The organism is Rhizobium sp. ZPR4 (assembly GCF_040215725.1).
GTDB lineage: Bacteria > Pseudomonadota > Alphaproteobacteria > Rhizobiales > Rhizobiaceae > Rhizobium > Rhizobium rhizogenes_D.
In genome coordinates this window covers 2,716,353-2,734,672 of record NZ_CP157967.1, presented here as the reverse complement: position 1 = coordinate 2,734,672, position 18,320 = coordinate 2,716,353, and the positions used below count along the sequence as shown (strand labels likewise).

Below are 18,320 nucleotides of genomic sequence, written 5' to 3'. Positions count from 1 at the left end.
CCTTCAAGCCGCCTTCGCCAAAGCCATCTGCAGCAGCGCCTTGGCAGCACTTTCATCGGTGATCAAAGTATTGCAGCCGATGCGCTTGATGGTGGCGCTGATCGCCTGGGCGCGGTGGGCGCCGCCGGAGGAGATCACGATGTGCTTGGCTTTCTTCAGCGTATCGAGATCGACGGACATGACCCGCTTGTTGATGGGGTGATCGACGGAATTGCCCTCGGCGTCGAGGAAGTTGAACATGGTGTCGCAGACGCAGCCCATTTCAATCAGCTCTTCCAGCTCGCGCTTCGAGATGAAGCCTTCCGACAGTGAGGTCGATTGCGGGCCGATGTCGCCGCAGCTGACGATGGCGAGGTCGAGGTTTTCCGCCAGCCGGTAGATGGCTTCCAGCCCGCATTTTTCGATGAGATTGCGCTTGGTCTCGACGGAGTCGACGAGCAGCGGTGCGAGGAACATATAGCATTCGGCGCCGAGCTGGCTTGCCAGACGCCACGTATAGTCGATCGGGTTGGTCTGGTGGACGGCAACGATGCCGCCGAGCAGGGAGACCACCTTGCAATTGTCGCGGCGGGTCGGGCGGAAGCTTGCGAGCGAAGCGGTCATTGTCCGGCCCCAACCGACGCCGATCGTATAGTTGTCGGGGATGGCTTCCGTCAGGAACTGGCCGAGCGCCAGGCCGACGCTCTTTGCCTGGGCGTTCACATTGCCGCCGGCCGGCTCGGGAACGACGATCGCTTCATCGAGTCCATAGGTGCGCTCGAGCTTGATCGCCAGTTCCACGCAGTCATCTATGCCTTCGGTAATCCAGATCTGCACCTCGGCACGACGCATCGCCTCATCCAGCAGGCGGATGACAGTGGTGCGGCTGATGCCGAGCTGCTCGGCGACATCCTTCTGCGTCAGGCCCTGGTTGTAATAGAGCCAGGCGGCGCGAAGCCTCAGGGACGAGGTCTCCGAATAGGCGGTATGTGTTCCGCGTCTCAGTTTGGCCACAGGTCCTCCGGCAAGATTGTCGCACGCGTCATTTAACGTCATGATCCGCCTCAGAGCGAAATGTGGCTATGGCGGATGACAGGAGCAGGCGAGATCGGCTCTTCTGCTGCCGATATTCTATGACATGAAACTTATGTCAATCGAATTGCACAAATGTCCTTGACTTTTCGGTGCGAGATTGCTGATAGTCGGTGCTGAGGAATTCGGTCTTGTCCAGTCGAGGAGGACAATGTGCGAGTGCTGCTGAGAGCAAGTGCCAGGCCGGACAGGGAGCCATATAGGGCGCCCGATGCCGGTGGAAAGCTTGTTTTCGGAAGGTTGTCTCCTCATCGCTCGGCCGTTCACCGGAAATGGAACTTTCGCTCTTTTTATCCCGTTACCGAAACATAGGAGAAGGAAGGCTGCGCTCCCCCTGACGCCTTCGGTCCCGTCCGACGAAAAGACCGGATCTGCCGCCCGATATCTCCCACCCAGATGGGCCTCATTCAACAAGGATACCTGTTATGACTTCCAAGCTTGATCAACTCCGCGCCATGACGACGGTCGTGGCCGATACCGGCGATATCGAGGCAGTCGCTCGCCTGAAGCCGGTGGATTGCACCACCAACCCGACGATCGTGTTGAAGGCGCTCGGTACGCCGATGTTCGCCGACGCGATCAAGGAAGCCGTCGCCTGGGGCAAGAAGCAGGGCGGTGCCTCCGAAGCCATCGTTGCTGCCGTTGCCGACCGTCTGGCAATCTCCGTCGGCGCAGCGCTTTCCGGTCTCGTTCCGGGCCGTGTCTCGACCGAAGTCGACGCCGACCTCTCGTTCAACACCGAAGCCTCGCTCGCCAAGGCCCGCGCCATCATCGCCTCCTATAAGGAACGCGGCATCGAGCGCGACCGTATCCTCATCAAGCTTGCTTCCACCTGGGAAGGCATCCGTGCCGCCGAAGTGTTGCAGAAGGAAGGCATCGACTGTAATCTGACGCTGCTCTTCAGCAAGGCCCAGGCGATCGCCTGCGCTGACGCCAAGGCATTCCTGATCTCGCCCTTCGTCGGCCGTATCCTCGACTGGTACAAGAAGTCGACCGGCAAGGACTACACGGCCGAGGAAGATCCGGGCGTCATCTCCGTTCGCGACATCTACCACTACTACAAGGCCAACGACATCAAGACGATCGTCATGGGCGCCTCCTTCCGTAACACTGGCGAAATCGAAGCGCTGGCCGGCTGCGACCGCCTGACGATCAGCCCGAACCTGCTCGACGATCTTTCCAAGGACGAAGGCAAGCTGGAGCGCAAGCTCTCGCCGGAGTCCAAGGGTTCCGTCGAAAAGATCGCCGTCGACGAGAAGACCTTCCGCTGGATGATGAACGAAGACGCAATGGCAACCGAGAAGCTTTCCGAAGGCATCCGCGCCTTCGCCAAGGACCTCGGCACGCTGCGCGCCATGGTCAGCAAGGAACTGCAGCTCGCTGCTGCTTGAAGGTGAGATTGGCTCTCTCTTTGGGGAGTTATGATTTGAGAGGGGTGTCGCAGGGATGCGGCGCCCTTTTTGTTTTGGGTGATAGGTGGAGACTTTGAGTTTGCCGCCAGAGGGGGAAACCTACGTCAGAAACTCCGCCCTGACCTTCTCCGACTGCCCACCGATGGTCGGCGCCGCTATCCCATTCCTCGCACGGATGCCATTCACTCGGATCGGGCTTGCCGTCGTGCGCACGGAGGTGCCGTCGTCGCGTGTCACCGTCTGCAGCATGTCGAGCTTACGGAAGGCAGCACTCTGTAGCAGTTTCGGCCAATCCAGTACCTCGGCCGCCCAGATATCGGCGGGCTCGAGGATGGCGAGCCATTCGCGAACGGTTTTCTCCCGCAGCCGGCTCGCGATCATGGTCTTGATTTCGTCGCGACGCTGGAAGGCGTCATCAGGCGTGTAGTTGACGAGCGCCGGCAGGTCGAGCAGCGGTGCGAGTTTTTCCAACGGCATCATCGCCAGCGCCAGCCAGCCATCGGCGCAGCGATAGACGCCGTAGGGGGCGGCGAGATAGGCGTGGGCATTGCGCACGGCGGATTTCTGCGGCAAGCGGCCGCCGTCATTCAGGTGCGTGGTCAGCACCTCGAACTGGAAATCGACCATCGCTTCCAGCAGGCTCGTTTCCACATGCACGCCGTGCCCGGTCACGCTGCGCCGTACGAGCCCGGCCAGGATTGCCTGGACGAGGAGATTGCCGGCCAGCATGTCGGCGACGGCAAGCCCGAAGGGCACAGGCCCGTCATCGGCCTCGCCGTTCAGCCACATGACGCCGGAGCGGGCCTGGGCCAGCAGATCCTGCCCGGGGAATTGGCGCCATTCGTTATCGGGGCCGTATCCGGTGATGCTGCCATAGACGATGCGCGGGTTGATCGCGGCAACGGAGGTGTAGTCGAGGCCAAGCCGTTCGATGACGCCGGGGCGAAAATTCTGGATGATGACGTCGGCCTTGGCGATCAGCGTGCGCAGTTCCTGTAGATCGCTCGCATCCTTCATGTTGAGGGCAAAGCTCTCCTTGCCGCGATTGATGGCGTGAAAGAGCGTGGAATCGCCACCGATCTCGGTATCGCTGAGATAGAGCCGGCGGCAGAGATCGCCGCCGTCAGGCCGCTCGATCTTGATGACGCGCGCGCCAAGGTCGCCGAGGCGCAGGGCGGCCATCGGGCCGGCAAGAAACTGGCTCATATCCAGCACGATAATGCCGGAGAGCAGGCCCTCTTCGTTATCTTTGGTCATGTCAGACTTTCAGCGGCGGCGCATCCGCCGGCCGGCCGTTCTTGTAGCGCACCGTCTGGATATGCTCGCAATAGAGCACCAATTCGCCTTCGCCCTTGAAGACTTCATAAGATGAGCGGATCAGGCCAAGCTCGGCATATTTCGGCTGTTTATCCAGATTGGTGCGGATGGTGTAGATCGTCTCACCGATGAAGGTGGGCTTGATGAAGCGCAGCTTGTCGTAGCCATAGGAGAAGGCGTTGACGCAATTCGTGGCGACAAGCCCGAGGCCGGCGGAAAAGACGAAGGCGCCGGCAACCAGCCGCTTGCCGAACAGCCCTTCGGTTTCGGCGAAGATCTGGTCGCTGACGTATGGGTGCATGTCGAGCACCAGCGCGTTGAACTGCTGGGATTCACCTTCGGAAATCGTGCGACGCAGCGAGCGGATCTTGTGGCCGATCTCGAAATCCTCGTAGAACCAGTTTTCCGCGTTCCAGACGGGGATCTCGGCGTGATCGGCCGGCATGGTTTTCGGATGGGTGCTGGATACGCCGACGGTGGCGGTCATGGCATTCACTTTCGATGGAAAACCTCCGGTTTCAGAGAGACCAGAGGCGCTTGGCATTCAGGTGATAGAGGCTGTTGCGTTCGTCTGCACTTACGCCTTGCATCAGCGCATGAGTGGCGGCGACCCAGGTGGAGAGATTGCCGCCGAGCGTGCAGACCGGCCAATCGCTGCCCCAGATGACGCGATCCCAGCCGAAGCTTGCGATGCAATGTTCGACGAAGGGACGCAGCGTTTCCGGCGACCAGCTGTCCGGGTCCGCATAGGCGACGACGCCAGAAATCTTCACCATGACATTGGGCCGTATCGCAACCTCCTTGATCCCCGCCGACCAGCTTTCGCTCAAGCCGTCCTTCACGGCCGGCACGCCGCAATGGTCGAGGATGAAGCGGACGTTGGGATTGAGGTCGGCGAGTGCGATTGCCTTGGATATTTGGTGCGGCAGGACGCAGAGATCGAAGGTGAGGCGGGTATCGGCGAGCCGCTTCAGGTTCTCGCGAAACAGCGCGCCTTCAGAGACATCGTCAGGCACGACATGCAGCACCCGTCGGAAACCTTTAACGAAGGGATCGGCAAGCACGCGCTCGAGATAGGCGGGAAAACTTGTGCTTTCAGGACGGCAGGCGGCGATGGCACCTCTCAGCAGGTTGCCGGGTTCGTGGCTCAAGCCTTTGACGTATTCGGTTTCCCGCTCGATATCGTCTTCGGTGACATCGACTTCCATGTGAAGCGTATCGGTGATCCCAAGACGCTTGGCTTCGCGTGCATAGTCTTCGTAGAGGCTGTCGCGATTGAGTGCGCCGGCGTCGGCCAGCCAGGGATAGGCGAGCTTTTTCCGGTCGACGATGTGCAGATGGCTGTCGAAAAGCATGGTGTTCCTCCCATACCTGCTTGCCCAACATATACTCACATAAGAATAGTTTATTCAAATAAAAATTATAGCTCGGCTTTATCGACCGTGCCGGCCACCGTTTCGGAGATCTCCTTGGCCGCTTCCCTTACATATTCGACCACCTGTTCGCGCGTCGGTGCCTTCGAGTTCACAGGCTCGATATAGGGGCAGGTCAGCGCCGCCAGCGCATTGCCGTCCATCGCCAGCACGGGCGCGGAGATATTGTGGACGCCGCTCGTCTGCAGGCTGCTCATGGTTTCGAAGCCCTTTTCGCGGATGGCCGAGAGCTTCTCTTCGAGATCGGCGGGCGGTTCTTCCGGGTCTTGCTCCTGGCGTCTCTGCTCGTTGATCATCATCTGGCGCTGCTTGGCATCCTTGAATGCCAGGAGAATGTGGCCGGAGCCGGTATTGTAGAGATTGATCTGCGCGCCGACGCGGATGGAAATGCCCCAATAGGTCGGTGAATCCTGCTGGGCGATGACGACGACCGAGCCGCGGTCGTAGATCGCCAGATGGCACGCCTGCTCGGCGCGGTTGGAGAATTCGCGCATCAGCGGCGTGGCGAAGGAGACAAGGCGGCGAACTGGCGCATGATAATGCGCGAGGCCGAAGAGCTTCAGCGTCAGATAGAAGCGGTCGCCGTCCTGTCGCTGCACATAGCCGCGTCGCACCAGGCGGTCGAGCATGCGATAGAATTCGTTGGGGCTCTTGTTGAGTGCCTTGGCGATTTCGGCCTGCGTCAGGCCGCCATCGATCGTTGCCAGCAGCTCCAAAATGTCAAGCCCCTTGTCCAGCGCCGGCGCGCGGTAGCGATCACTGTCGTCTTCTATGCTCATTAACAAGTCCCCGTGCGAAGAAATATGAATCATCATTCATATATGAATGAAGGCATTTTACAAGCGCGCGATCACGGCTTGACGGCCAATGAATAAGATGTTTACTTATAAATCATTGATCCATATTTGGGTCTAGAGGGCAATCGGACAAGGGGTCCGAGCTTAAGGGAGGAAGTTCGATGAGGAATTGGAGGGCCGGTCTTGTTGCCGGCACGATGGCATTGCTTGCCGGCACAGCGGTTTTCGCCGCCGATCTGCCGGGCAAATTTCCGGGTGTGACGATCGACGCCAAGCTCATCGGCGGTCAGCAATATGAGCCGCTCTACGCGCGTATTGCCGAGTGGGAGAAGGAAACCGGCGCCAAGGTCAACATTCTGTCTAAGAAGAACCACTTCGAGCTCGACAAGGAAATCAAGTCGGACATGGCCTCGGGTAGCATCTCCTGGTGCGTCGGTTCGAACCATTCGTCCTTCGCGCCGCAATATCCTGACCTCTACACCGATCTTTCGAAGCTGCTGCCCAAGGAAGAAATCGCCCAGTTCGTTGATTCCACAATTCAGGCCTCGACCATCGATGGCCGTCTGATCATGCTGCCGCGCGCTCAGTTCGACGTTTCGGCGCTCTACTATCAGAAGAGCCTCTATAATGATGAGGCCAAGAAGACGGCGTTCAAGGCGAAATATGGCTACGATCTGGCGCCGCCGAAGACCTGGAAGGAAGTCTCCGATCAGGCGATCTTCTTCTCGAACCCGCCGAATTTCTTCGGCACGCAGTTCCCCGGCAAGGAAGAGGCCATCAACGGCCGCTTCTATGAAATGCTGGTTGCCGAAGGCGGCGAATATCTCGACAAGGACGGCAAGCCTGCCTTCAATTCCGAAGCCGGCGTGCGTGCGCTCGACTGGTTCGTCAACATGTACAAGGCCAAGGCCGTTCCGGCCGGCACGACCAACTACCTGTGGGACGATCTCGGCGCTGGTTTTGCTTCCGGCTCGATCGCGCTCGATCTCGACTGGCCGGGCTGGGCGACCTATTTCAACGATCCGAAATCCTCGAAGATCGCCGGCAATGTCGGCGTCGTCGTGCAGCCCGTCGGCTCGTCGGGCAAGCACACCGGCTGGTCCGGCCATCACGGCTTCTCGGTCACCGAATCCTGCGCCCACAAGGATGCGGCCGCTTCGCTCGTCTGGTTCCTGACCAACGACGATTCACAGAAGCTCGAAGCCGCCAACGGCACGCTGCCGACCCGCAAGGCGGTCTGGGATTGGGATATCCAGCAGGCTGCTTCCGACCCTTACAAGAAGGAAGTGCTGAGCACCTTCCAGGAATCGATGAAGTACGCCTTCCCGGTTCCGCGCACGCCGCAATGGATCGAGATTTCCAACGTCGTCTATCCTGAACTTCAGGCCGCCATTCTCGGCGACAAGACCTCCAAGCAGGCGCTTGATGCTGCTGCCCAGAAGGCAACCGATGTCCTGAAGGATGCCGGCGCGCTCTAAGCGATGCAATCGAAGTCCCGCGCTTCCAGGAGCGCGGGACTTTCCAAAATTGACTTCGAGAATCGCTTTTGATCGGCACCGCGAGGCGTCATCGGCGCTGCCGGCTTTGTGCCGGGTCTCGTCCCAAGCAATCCATTCCACGCAGTCCGGGCCACGCTGCCGAGGAATGCCGACAGGTGCAAACCATGCTCAAGAGAATATCTCCACCGGTCCTGCTTCTTCTTCCGGCGATCATCGTCCTTGTGGCGGTGGTTCTGTTTCCGCTGCTTCTCTCCTTCTATTCCAGCTTCACGCCATTTCGCCTGACTAGGCCGGCCACACTGTTCACCTTCATCGGCCTGCGCAACTACATGCGCATCCTGACGGATCCGGTGTTTCTGGCCGCTTTCGTCCGCACCGTGGTGCTGCTGACGATCGCGCTCAATCTGGAAATGCTGCTTGGTCTCGGACTGGCTTTGCTGGTCAACAAGGCGACGCATGGCAAGCGCGTGCTGCGCACGCTGATGATGTTTCCGATGATGTTCTCGCCTGTCCTCGTCGGCTTCCAGTTCAAATTCATGTTCAACGACAATGTCGGCATCATCAACAATGCCCTGCAATCCCTCGGCATTACGGAAACGGCCATACCCTGGCTGATCGACGGCAATCTGGCGCTGTTCTCCATCGTGATCGCCGAAGTCTGGTCTTCGACTTCGGTCTTTGCCATCCTCATTCTCGCAGGCCTGCTCGCGATGCCGCAGGAGCCGGTCGAGGCCGCCAAGGTCGATGGCTGCACCAGCTGGCAGACCTTCCGCTACGTCACCTGGCCGTTCCTGATGCCCTTTGCCTTCATCGCCATGACGATCCGTTCGCTCGACGTCGCCCGCGCCTATGACATCGTCAAGATCATGACGGATGGCGGGCCGGCACGGCGCACGGAGCTGATCTGGACGCTGGTCGGGCGCACCGCCTATGCCGATGCGCAGATGGGTCTCGCCAACGCCATGGCCTATGTCTCGATCATCCTGTCGATCGCTTTCACAGTCTATTTCTTCCGTAAGCTGGCGCTTGCCCGCACCCAGATCGGAGCGGAGTGGTAATCATGGATCGCAACGCTCAACAACGCCTGCAGCGCCGCCTGTGGAAAGTCGCCTATCTTATCGGCCTTTTCCTCGCGATGCTCATCATCTGCCTGCCCGGCTTCTGGATCGTTATCAGCTCGCTGCGCCCGACCGTGGAGATCATGGCAAAGCCGGCGGTCTGGATCCCGCAGGAGCTGTCACTGGAAGCTTATCGCGCCATGTTCAGCGGCGTGGGGCAGGGCGGCATTCCCGTTTGGGACTATTTCCGCAATTCGCTGATCATCTCCATCACCTCGACGGCCATTGCGCTCGTCATCGGCATGTCCGGGGGCTATGCCTTCGCCCGCTTCCGTTTCGCAGGTAAGTCGGCCGTGTTCCTCGGGCTGATGCTGACGCGCTCCGTGCCCGGCGTGGCGCTCTCATTGCCGCTGTTCATGGTCTATGCGCGGCTCGGGATCATCGACACGCATTTCGGCCTGATCCTCACCTATGTCGCGCTGAACGTGCCCTTCACCATCTGGCTGATCGACGGCTTCTTCCGGCAGGTGCCGAAGGATCTGGCCGAAGCCGCGCAGATCGACGGCTGCAATCGCTGGCAGGCCTTCTGGCAGGTGGAATTCCCGCTTGCCGGCCCCGGTATCGCATCCGCCGGCATTTTCGCCTTCCTCACCTGCTGGAATGAATATGCACTGGCCTCGCAGCTGACGCGTTCCGTCGATTCCAAGACGCTGCCCGTCGGTCTGCTCGACTATACGGCCGAGTTCACCATCGACTGGCGCGGCATGTGCGCGCTGGCTGTTGTCATGATCGTTCCCGCGCTCGCTCTCACTTTCATCATTCAGAAGCATCTGGTGTCGGGTCTGACATTCGGTGCGGTCAAAGGTTGATCTCAATGGCTCAGGTTTCCCTTAAAAAACTCGTCAAGCGCTATGGTGCGCTGGAAATCGTCCACGGGATCGATCTCGACATCGCGGACAAGGAGTTCATCGCGCTCGTCGGCCCCTCCGGCTGCGGCAAGTCGACGACGCTGCGCATGATCGCCGGCCTGGAGGATGTCTCAGACGGCACGATCGAGATCGGCGATACCGTCGTCAACGACCTGCCACCGCGCGATCGCAACATCTCGATGGTATTCCAGTCCTATGCGCTCTATCCGCATATGACCGTGCGCGAGAACATGGGCTTCTCCTTGAAGATCGCCAAGCAGCCGCAGGCTGAGATCGACAAGCGGGTCAATGAAGCAGCGGCCATCTTGAGCCTCGAAGCCCTGATGGATCGTCGTCCGGCGCAGCTTTCCGGCGGTCAGCGTCAGCGCGTCGCCATGGGCCGCGCCATCGTCCGCCAGCCGGAGGTCTTCCTCTTCGACGAGCCGCTGTCGAACCTCGACGCCAAGCTGCGCACACAGATGCGCACCGAGATCAAGAAGCTGCATGCCAAGGTGCAGTCGACGGTGGTTTACGTCACGCACGACCAGGTCGAGGCCATGACGCTTGCCGACCGCATCGTCATCATGCGCGATGGTTATATCGAACAGGTTGGCACACCGGACGAAGTGTTCAAGCGGCCCGCCACGCGCTTTGTCGCCGGTTTCATCGGTTCGCCGCCGATGAACATCGAGGAGGCGACGCTGAAATCAGGCGAACTCATCTTCAAGAATGGCGACCGTCTGCCGCTGCCGGGCCAATTTGCCGGCAAGGTCAGGGAAGGCGAGACGGTCGCTTTCGGTCTCCGGCCCGACGACATCTTCCCCACCGGTCACGGCCTGCATTCGGGCGCGGAATCCGCCGTCTACGAACTGACACTGCCCGTCGCCATCACCGAACCGCTCGGCAATGAAACGCTTGTCTTCGTCGAATTTGCCGGGCGCGAATGGGTGACGCGCATGCTCAATCCGCGCGCGCTGAAGAGCGGCGAACAGCTGAAGATGAGCTTCGACCTTAGTCAGGCGCATCTCTTCTCCGTCGAAACCGGCAAGAGCCTCGCAAACTAAGGAATCGCTCCGTGGCCCGTATCGAGAAAATTGAATTGCGGATGGTCGATCTGCCGCCGAAGGTGAAGCGGACGGATGCGATCCAGAGCTTCGTCAGCCAGGAGACGCCGATCGTCACCATCACCGACAGCGACGGCGCTGTCGGCACCGGCTATAGCTATACGATCGGCACCGGCGGCTCCTCCGTCATGCGGCTGCTCTCCGACCATCTGGTGCCGCTTTTGATCGGTGAGGATGCCGACTGCATCGAGGCAATCTGGCATAGACTGGAATTCGCCACGCATGCGACGACCATCGGTCCCATTACGGCGCTGGCCCTTGCGGCGGTCGACACCGCACTTTGGGACCTGCGGGCCAAGAAGCAGAACCTGCCGCTCTGGAAGCTTGCTGGGGGCGCTAGGGATCGTTGCCCGCTCTACACGACGGAAGGCGGCTGGCTGCATATTGAGAAGGAAGCACTGGTCGAGGACGCGCTGCAGGCGAAGGCCAAGGGTTTTTCCGGCTCGAAGGTGAAGATCGGCAAGCCGCATGGCTCGGAGGATTACGACCGATTGGCCGCGATGCGTCTGGCGCTCGGTTCCGGCTTCGAGATCATGACCGACTGCAATCAGGGCTTTACCGTCGACGAGGCGATCCGCCGGGCGGCCCGCCTGAAAGAGCTCGACCTCGCCTGGATCGAGGAGCCGCTGCCGGCTGATGATCTCGACGGCCATATCCGGCTGACCCGATCGACACCGACGCCGATCGCGGTTGGCGAATCCATGTATTCGATCCGGTATTTCCGCGAATACATGCAGAAGGGCGCCTGCTCGATCGTGCAGGTGGACGTCGCCCGCATCGGCGGCATCACGCCCTGGCTGAAGGTAGCGCATGCGGCCGAGGCCTTCGATATTCCGGTCTGCCCGCACTTCCTGATGGAGCTGCATGTCAGCCTCACCTGCGCCGTGCCGAACGGCAAATACGTTGAATACATTCCACAGCTCGACGACCTCACGACGAAGGGCATGGAGATCGTCGACGGCAAGGCACTTGCGCCTTTGGAGCCCGGCATCGGCATCGCCTGGGACTGGGAAGCGGTGAAGGCGCGCTCGATCGGCGAATTTACCCGGGAAATCCACGGCTGAGGAGGAACGGACCATGCAGCGGATGGGAATGGTGATCGGCCTGGAGCCGGCCAAGATCGCGGAATACAAGGCGCTTCACGCGGCCGTCTGGCCCGAGATCCTCGCACTGATCTCCGAATGCAACGTCACCAACTATTCGATCTTCCTGAAGGAGCCGGAAAACCTGCTCTTCGGCTATTGGGAATATGTCGGCACGGACTTCGAGGCCGACATGCGCAAGATGGCCGCGAGCCCGAAGAACCAGGAATGGTGGTCCGTCTGCATGCCTTGCCAGAAGCCGCTCGAAACCCGCAAGGAGGGCGAGTGGTGGGCCATGATGGAAGAGGTTTTTCATCATGGGTGAGGCTTTCGACCCCAAATCCCTTCGCCAATGGTGGCCGAAGCCGTCGAAGCCGCGTCCGATCGTGATCTTCGGCGCCGGCAGCATCGTCGGTGACGCGCATCTGCCGGCTTACAGGCAAGGCGGTTTTCCAGTCGCTGGTCTCTACGATCCGAATGCCGAGAAAGCGGCGGCGCTTGCCACTCAATGGGGCATTCGCGCCTTCGCCTCCGAGGCAGAGGCACTTGCCGTCGAAGACGCAATCTTCGATCTTGCGACGCCGCCGGCTGTACATGCTGCGATCCTGTCGAAACTGCCGCGCGGCTCCTTCGCGCTGATCCAGAAGCCGATGGGCAGCGATCTCACAGGCGCTTCTGAAATTCTGCGGGTCTGCCGTGAGCGTGACATCAAGGCGGCCGTCAATTTCCAACTCCGCTTCGCACCGATGATGCTGGCGCTTTATGATGCCGTGAACAAAGGCTATCTCGGCGATGTCGTCGATTTCGATGCCTGGCTGGCGCTCGCCACGCCCTGGAGGCTCTGGCCCTTCCTGAAAGGCCTGCCGCGGATCGAGATCGCCATGCACTCGATCCACTATCTCGATTTCATTCGCGGACTGCTCGGCAATCCGCAAGGGGTCCATGCCAAGACCATCGGCCATCCCAATCATGATGTCGCGCAGACCCGAACGGCGGCGATCCTCGATTATGGCGACAAGGTCCGCTGTGTGCTCTCGGTCAATCACGACCATGATTTCGGCCGCAAGTTCCAGGCCTGCGAGTTTCGCATTGCCGGCACCAAGGGTGCTGCCTACGTCAAGCTCGGGGTCAATCTCGACTATCCCAGTGGCGAGCCGGACGAGCTTTGGATACGTCCCGAGGGTGGCAGCGATTGGGTCGAGGTGAAGCTCGAGGGTGCCTGGTTCCCGGACGCCTTCGTCAACCGCATGGCCAACCTGCAGCGCTTCGCATCCGGCGAGGATCACGAGTTGATCGGCTCCGTTGAGGATGCCTGGCAGACGATGGCGCTTGTCGAGGCCGCTTATCAGTCGAGCGCCGCACCGGCGACGCCGATCGCAGAACTTCCAAAGGCTTGAGGAATGGCAGAGCAAACGATCTATTTCGAAGACTACGAACTCGGTCATGTCAGGGTGACCACGGGACGGACGATTACCGAGACCGATTTCGTTGTCCATGCGGGTCACACCGGTGATTTCTTCCCGCATCATATGGACGCGGAATTCGCCAAGACCTTGCCCGGCGGCCAGCGCATCGCGCATGGCACGATGATCTTTGCGCTCGGCGTCGGGCTCACGGCCTCGCTGATCAATCCCGTCGCTTTTTCCTATGGTTACGATCGGCTTCGTTTCGTCCGCCCGGTGCATATCGGCGATACGATCCGCACGCGCGTCACCGTTTCGGCGAAAGAGGATGATCCGAAGCGACCGACAGCCGGTCGCGTTGTCGAGCGCTGTGAGGTGCTGAACCAGCGAGACGAGGTCGTGCTTGCTGCGGATCACATCCTGGTCGTCGAGCGCAAACCGGCTGCGGAGAAGGCATAATGATAAAGCTTAAGGGAATGACCTGGTCGCATCCGCGCGGCTACGATCCGATGATTGCCTGCTCGAAGCAATGGCAGGAACAGACCGGCGTCGAGATCAGCTGGGAAAAGCGCTCGCTGCAGGATTTCGAGACCTTTCCGGTGGAAGAGCTCGCCGCGCAATACGACCTCATCGTCATCGATCACCCGCATGTCGGCCAGATTACGCGTGAAGACTGCCTGTTGCCGCTCGATGATCCCTCGCATGCGCAGGAAATCGCAGCGATCGCAGCCGGAACCGTCGGTCAGTCCTATCCGAGCTACAATTGGCAGGGCCGTCAATGGGCCTTTCCGCTCGACGCGGCGACGCAGGTGCAGGCCTATCGGCCCGACCGCCTGAGCGCGCCGGTCACAGATCTTGCCGAGTTCGTTGCGCTCGCTCTGGAAGGCAAGGCGATCCTGCCGATGCGGCCGCCGCATTCGCTGATGACCTTCATCTCGCTGGCGGCGCATCTCGGCACCCCCTGCAGCGTCGAAGGCCCGGATTTCATCGCCAAAGCCGATAGCGAAGCGGTGCTCGACTGGATGGCGCGGCTCGTCTCGGGAATGGATGCCAGCTGCTATGAGATGGACCCGATCGCCGTGCTCGATCTGCTGGGGCAAAAGGACAGCCCCTATGTGGCGTCCCCGTTCCTCTACGGCTACGTGAATTATTCCTTTGCCGGATTCAGACCGGCGCGTATCGCCTTTGCCGATATGCCCGTCATCGGCGGCCGCGCCCCGATCGGCTCGGCGCTTGGCGGCACCGGCATTGCCGTCTCGGCGCGCACGCAGGCCCCGGAAGAGGCGAAAGCCTTTGCCCGTTGGATCGCGGGCGGGCCGGTGCAGGCAGGCATTTATGCAAGCGGAAACGGACAATCGGGTCATGCCGACGCCTGGGTCAGCGATGCGGTCAATAAGCCGGCGCTCGATTTCTACCGCAACACGCGCGCGACGCTCGAAGGCGCTTATGTGCGGCCGCGCCACGACGGCTACATGGCATTTCAAAGCGACGCATCCGAGGTGATTAGCGATGGACTGCGAACCGGCGAGCGGCATACAGTCCTTATCGACAAGCTCAACCGCCGCTTCGCGCAGTCCTTTGAGGCGTAGGAGAGGTTGGGCCAACTAATTGTTATTGCATGATCTTATCCGAAGCGCCGGCTATGCAACCGGCCGGATGGATGGGATCATAGTCCCGAGGAAAGGATCAGGATTATGGGTCACGGGTTGGAAGGCAGGAAGGTCGTCATCACGGCGGCGGGGCAGGGCATCGGCCGGGCATCGGCAGAGCGCTTCATCTCGCTTGGCGCGCATGTCTACGCCACCGACATTAACGAGCAGACGCTCTCGACGCTGGATGGCGCCACCAAGCATGTGTTGAATGTGCTCGACAGCGCCGCCGTCAAGGCCTACGCCGAAGAGATTGGCCCGATCGACGTGCTCTTCAATTGCGCCGGCTTCGTGCATTCGGGCACCATCCTCGACTGCGAAGAGAAGGATTGGGATTTTTCCTTCAACCTCAATGCCAAGGCGATGTACACGACCTGCCGCACCTTCCTGCCGGGCATGCTGGAGAAGGGCAAGGGCTCGATCGTCAACATGGCCTCGGTCGCTTCCAGCGTGAAGGGCGTGCCCAATCGCTTTGCCTATTGCGCATCCAAGGCCGCCGTCATCGGGCTCACCAAGTCGATCGCCGCCGATTTCGTTGCCAAGGGTATCCGCGCCAACGCTATTTGCCCCGGCACGGTCGACAGCCCCTCGCTGCATGAGCGGCTGCGCGCAACCGGCGACTACGACAAGGCGATGAAGGACTTCATTGCTCGTCAGCCGATGGGCCGCATCGCGACCGCCGAAGAGATTGCCGCGTTGGTGACTTATCTTGCCGGCGACGAAGCGGGTTTCACAACCGGCCAGACCCACGTCATCGACGGCGGCTGGACGGGCTGAGGGTTCATTTTCTCGATCGGAGGCTCCGTATTGCGGGGCCTCCTTTTATTTGCCACTCTCGTCGGCGAAGCGTTGTTTTGTAAGACGATTTGCGATCGGGAGAGCGGCATGGATGCGCAGGGACATTTGCATCATTCCAGATGGCTCGTATTGTGGCGCAAGCACCATGTCATCGTGATTTCGGTGCTGGCCGGCGTCGCCGTCTTTTTGCTGCTGACATCCAGGGATTTCAATACCGGCAATCTGTTGGTCGCCTGGGATACGACTGCGGTCGTCTATATCGTCTACAGCCTCTTCAGGATGCTGACGGCCGACCCGCAGCGAATCCGCAAGCGCTCCGCCGATCTCGATTTTTCGGATGGCTTCCTGCTGTTTCTATCGATTGCTGCCGCTCTTGCCAGCATCGGCGGCATTGCGCTGGATCTGCTTGGCGTCAAGGATGCCTCACCCGAAGTCGCGTTCTACCGCGTGATGATGGCGATCGTGACGATCCTGATATCCTGGACCTTCCTCCACACGCTGTTCACCATTCACTATGCGCACCGGTTCTACAGCATTCCGGGCAAGGGGCAGGGACTGAAATTTGCCGAGCCTTTGGAGGAGCCGATCTACTGGGACTTCCTCTACTTCTCCTTCACCATCGGTGTGGCGGCGCAGACGGCCGATATCGGCATTTCCACGGTATCGATGCGTAAGCTCGCGCTTCTGCACGCGATCCTGTCGTTCCTGTTCAATACGACGATCCTGGCGCTTGCCATAAACGTCGGGGCGAGCCTGATCTAGGCCCGCCCCTTCGACAGTCGTGGCTTATACCGTTACATGACCGCATTGCCGGCCATGACGGCCAGGATCAGGAACACCAGGAAGATGATCAGGAAGATGGCGAAGAGAACGCGCGCAATGGTTGCGGTCGCCGCGGACACGCCTGAAAAGCCGAAAAAGCCGCTGATCAGCGAAATCACAAAGAAAATGAGAGCCCATTTCAGCATTAGCAATCTCCTCTGCGTTGTACTTCATAAAGACGCGGGAGGAGGGTGAATTGTTCCGAAGGCGTTTCGGTTTTGGCGAGTTGCCGGTCTTTGGTGGATGCTGTGGCGGGTGTGGAGAGCGAGGATACCCCCTCTGTCACTTCGTGACATCTCCCCCACAAGGGGGGAGATTGGTAACCCGCTGTGACCTCTCACATCTAAACTGGCATTGCACCTGCTGAAGTTAAGGCTGATTGTCTTTTGCAGGCTAGGCGGCATACCCCCAACGATCTCCCCCATGTGGGGGAGATGTCCCGATAGGGACAGAGGGAGGTACAGCGGTGCGGCAAACTCAAGAGAGCTGGTTTACCCCAACCCCTCTTACCCGTGATTGATCATCACATGCCGCACGGCGGTATAATCTTCGATAGCGTAGACTGACATATCCTTGCCGTAGCCGGATTGCTTCAGGCCGCCATGCGGCATTTCGTTGACCAGCATGAAGTGGGTGTTGATCCAGGTGCAGCCATATTGCAGCCGGGCTGCTGTCTGCATGCCACGGCTGATGTCCTTGGTCCAGACCGAGGAGGCGAGGCCGTAGTCGCTGTCATTCGCCCAGGTGACGGCATCGTCGGGGTTGGTGAAGCGTGTTACGGAGACGACGGGGCCGAAGACTTCGCGGCGCACGATCTCGTCGTCTTGCGTGGCGCCGGCGACGATGGTCGGCGCATAGAAGAAGCCACGCTCGCCGGAAATCTTGCCGCCTGTCGTGATTTCCATGTGCTTGTGTTCGGCGGCACGGGTGACGAAACTTTCGACGCGGTCGCGCTGGCGCTTGGAGATCAGCGGGCCGATCTCGTTCTCGGTATCGTCGGCGAGATTGAACTTGATGCTGGACACGGCCGAGGTGAGATCGGCGACGAAATTGTCGTAGACCTTGGCGTCGGCATAGATGCGGCAGGCGGCGGTGCAGTCCTGGCCGGCATTGTAGTAGCCGAAGGTGCGGATGCCTGACACGACGGCGTCGATATCGGCATCGTCGAAGACGATGACGGGGGCCTTGCCTCCGAGTTCGAGGTGCGTGCGCTTGACCGTCTTGGCGGCGGCGGCCAGCACCTTCTTGCCGGTCGCGACATCGCCGGTGATGGAGACCATGCTGATCTTCGGGTGGTTGATCAGCGCGTTGCCGACACTCTCGCCGCGGCCGAGGATAACGTTGACGACGCCTTCCGGCAGGACATCCGCCAAAAGCTTCGCCATCTTCAAGGCGGTTAGCGGCGTCTGTTCGGAGGGTTTGAAGACGACAGTGTTGCCGCCGGCAATCGCCGGTGCCAATTTCCAGGCCATCATCATCAGCGGATAGTTCCAGGGCGCGATGGAGCCGACGATGCCGATCGGGTCGCGGCGGATCATCGAGGTGTGGCCAGGCAGATATTCGCCGGCGACCGGGCCGTGCAGGTTGCGCACCGCGCCGGCAAAGAAGCGGTAGCAGTCGACGATTGCGGGGATTTCGTCGTTAAGGACCGCATTGATAGGCTTGCCGCAGTTCAGCGCTTCCAGGGCAGCGAAGCCTTCTGCATCGCGCTCGATGGCGTCGGCGATTTTCAGGAGATAGCTCGAGCGCTGACTTGGCGTCGTCTGCGACCAGCTCGTAAAGGCCTTTTCCGCAGCGTCAACGGCGGCGTCGATCTGGCCGAGCGACGCCTCCGGCAGGTCGACCACTTTCTCGCCGGTCTTCGGATTGAGCACATGCTCTTCCGTTTCCGTGCCGGCTTCAAAGCGGGAGCCGATCAGCATTTGGGTATCCATTATTCTCTCCCTT

At 60.3% G+C, this 18,320-nt stretch carries 19 protein-coding genes; 12 read left to right on the top strand and 7 right to left on the bottom strand.

Annotation, left to right across the window (positions count from 1 at the left end):
• Window positions 1-3 precede the first annotated feature (3 nt).
• The gene (locus tag ABOK31_RS13390; RefSeq protein WP_174177047.1) at window positions 4-993 is read right to left on the bottom strand and encodes a sugar-binding domain-containing protein; all 990 of its coding nucleotides are present in this window, start codon (window positions 991-993) and stop codon (window positions 4-6) included.
• 503 nt (window positions 994-1,496) lie between these two features.
• Here ABOK31_RS13390 and tal point away from each other — a divergent pair.
• Window positions 1,497-2,462, top strand: coding sequence for a transaldolase (tal, locus tag ABOK31_RS13385; protein ID WP_174177045.1), 966 nt, complete (start codon window positions 1,497-1,499; stop codon window positions 2,460-2,462).
• 120 nt (window positions 2,463-2,582) lie between these two features.
• Here tal and ABOK31_RS13380 read toward each other — a convergent pair whose 3' ends face one another.
• From ABOK31_RS13380 to ABOK31_RS13365, 4 genes are all read right to left on the bottom strand, one after another.
• Window positions 2,583-3,740: a CaiB/BaiF CoA-transferase family protein gene (locus ABOK31_RS13380; RefSeq protein ID WP_174177043.1), complete on the bottom strand. Its 1,158-nt coding sequence runs from the start codon at window positions 3,738-3,740 to the stop codon at window positions 2,583-2,585.
• 1 nt (window position 3,741) lies between these two features.
• Complete coding sequence (locus ABOK31_RS13375; protein ID WP_199088965.1) at window positions 3,742-4,287, bottom strand: MaoC family dehydratase; 546 nt, start codon at window positions 4,285-4,287, stop codon at window positions 3,742-3,744.
• 31 nt (window positions 4,288-4,318) lie between these two features.
• Window positions 4,319-5,155, bottom strand: coding sequence for an amidohydrolase (locus ABOK31_RS13370; RefSeq protein ID WP_349956343.1), 837 nt, complete (start codon window positions 5,153-5,155; stop codon window positions 4,319-4,321).
• A gap of 65 nt (window positions 5,156-5,220) precedes the next feature.
• Window positions 5,221-6,012, bottom strand: a complete 792-nt coding sequence (locus ABOK31_RS13365; RefSeq protein WP_174177037.1) for an IclR family transcriptional regulator — start codon at window positions 6,010-6,012, stop codon at window positions 5,221-5,223.
• Window positions 6,013-6,191: 179 nt separating this feature from the next.
• Between ABOK31_RS13365 and ABOK31_RS13360 the strand changes: the two genes are divergently transcribed.
• From ABOK31_RS13360 to ABOK31_RS13310, 11 genes are all read left to right on the top strand, one after another.
• A complete protein-coding gene (locus tag ABOK31_RS13360) occupies window positions 6,192-7,508 on the top strand; it encodes a sugar ABC transporter substrate-binding protein (protein ID WP_174198180.1) in 1,317 nt (438 codons plus the stop codon).
• Window positions 7,509-7,693: 185 nt separating this feature from the next.
• Window positions 7,694-8,587, top strand: coding sequence for a sugar ABC transporter permease (locus ABOK31_RS13355; protein ID WP_174177033.1), 894 nt, complete (start codon window positions 7,694-7,696; stop codon window positions 8,585-8,587).
• Between the two features lie 2 nt (window positions 8,588-8,589).
• Window positions 8,590-9,456: a carbohydrate ABC transporter permease gene (locus ABOK31_RS13350; protein ID WP_349956342.1), complete on the top strand. Its 867-nt coding sequence runs from the start codon at window positions 8,590-8,592 to the stop codon at window positions 9,454-9,456.
• A gap of 5 nt (window positions 9,457-9,461) precedes the next feature.
• The gene (gene ugpC / locus ABOK31_RS13345) at window positions 9,462-10,559 is read left to right on the top strand and encodes a sn-glycerol-3-phosphate ABC transporter ATP-binding protein UgpC (RefSeq protein ID WP_349956341.1); all 1,098 of its coding nucleotides are present in this window, start codon (window positions 9,462-9,464) and stop codon (window positions 10,557-10,559) included.
• Between the two features lie 11 nt (window positions 10,560-10,570).
• Window positions 10,571-11,683 carry a mandelate racemase/muconate lactonizing enzyme family protein gene (locus ABOK31_RS13340; RefSeq protein ID WP_349956340.1) on the top strand — a complete coding sequence of 371 codons (1,113 nt, stop codon included), beginning with the start codon at window positions 10,571-10,573 and terminating at the stop codon, window positions 11,681-11,683.
• A 13-nt stretch (window positions 11,684-11,696) separates the two neighbouring features.
• Entirely contained in the window at window positions 11,697-12,026 is a 330-nt protein-coding gene (locus ABOK31_RS13335) for an L-rhamnose mutarotase (RefSeq protein WP_174177025.1), read from the top strand.
• On the top strand, window positions 12,019-13,098 hold the full coding sequence (locus tag ABOK31_RS13330) for a Gfo/Idh/MocA family oxidoreductase (RefSeq protein WP_349956339.1): 1,080 nt from the start codon (window positions 12,019-12,021) through the stop codon (window positions 13,096-13,098). The genes ABOK31_RS13335 and ABOK31_RS13330 overlap by 8 nt, the downstream gene beginning before the upstream one ends.
• Before the next feature lie 3 nt (window positions 13,099-13,101).
• Entirely contained in the window at window positions 13,102-13,563 is a 462-nt protein-coding gene (locus ABOK31_RS13325) for a MaoC/PaaZ C-terminal domain-containing protein (protein WP_174177021.1), read from the top strand.
• The gene (locus tag ABOK31_RS13320) at window positions 13,560-14,693 is read left to right on the top strand and encodes an extracellular solute-binding protein (protein ID WP_349958947.1); all 1,134 of its coding nucleotides are present in this window, start codon (window positions 13,560-13,562) and stop codon (window positions 14,691-14,693) included. Before ABOK31_RS13325 ends, ABOK31_RS13320 begins: the two co-directional genes overlap by 4 nt.
• Window positions 14,694-14,798: 105 nt before the next feature.
• Window positions 14,799-15,530: an SDR family oxidoreductase gene (locus tag ABOK31_RS13315; protein WP_174177019.1), complete on the top strand. Its 732-nt coding sequence runs from the start codon at window positions 14,799-14,801 to the stop codon at window positions 15,528-15,530.
• 108 nt (window positions 15,531-15,638) lie between these two features.
• Window positions 15,639-16,313, top strand: coding sequence for a DUF1345 domain-containing protein (locus tag ABOK31_RS13310; protein WP_234910317.1), 675 nt, complete (start codon window positions 15,639-15,641; stop codon window positions 16,311-16,313).
• Window positions 16,314-16,345: 32 nt separating this feature from the next.
• Here the strand turns inward: ABOK31_RS13310 and ABOK31_RS13305 are convergent, their stop codons facing one another.
• Window positions 16,346-16,519 carry a DUF1328 domain-containing protein gene (locus ABOK31_RS13305; RefSeq protein WP_075851721.1) on the bottom strand — a complete coding sequence of 58 codons (174 nt, stop codon included), beginning with the start codon at window positions 16,517-16,519 and terminating at the stop codon, window positions 16,346-16,348.
• A 360-nt stretch (window positions 16,520-16,879) separates the two neighbouring features.
• Window positions 16,880-18,307: a gamma-aminobutyraldehyde dehydrogenase gene (locus tag ABOK31_RS13300; RefSeq protein ID WP_349956338.1), complete on the bottom strand. Its 1,428-nt coding sequence runs from the start codon at window positions 18,305-18,307 to the stop codon at window positions 16,880-16,882.
• Window positions 18,308-18,320: the final 13 nt, after the last annotated feature.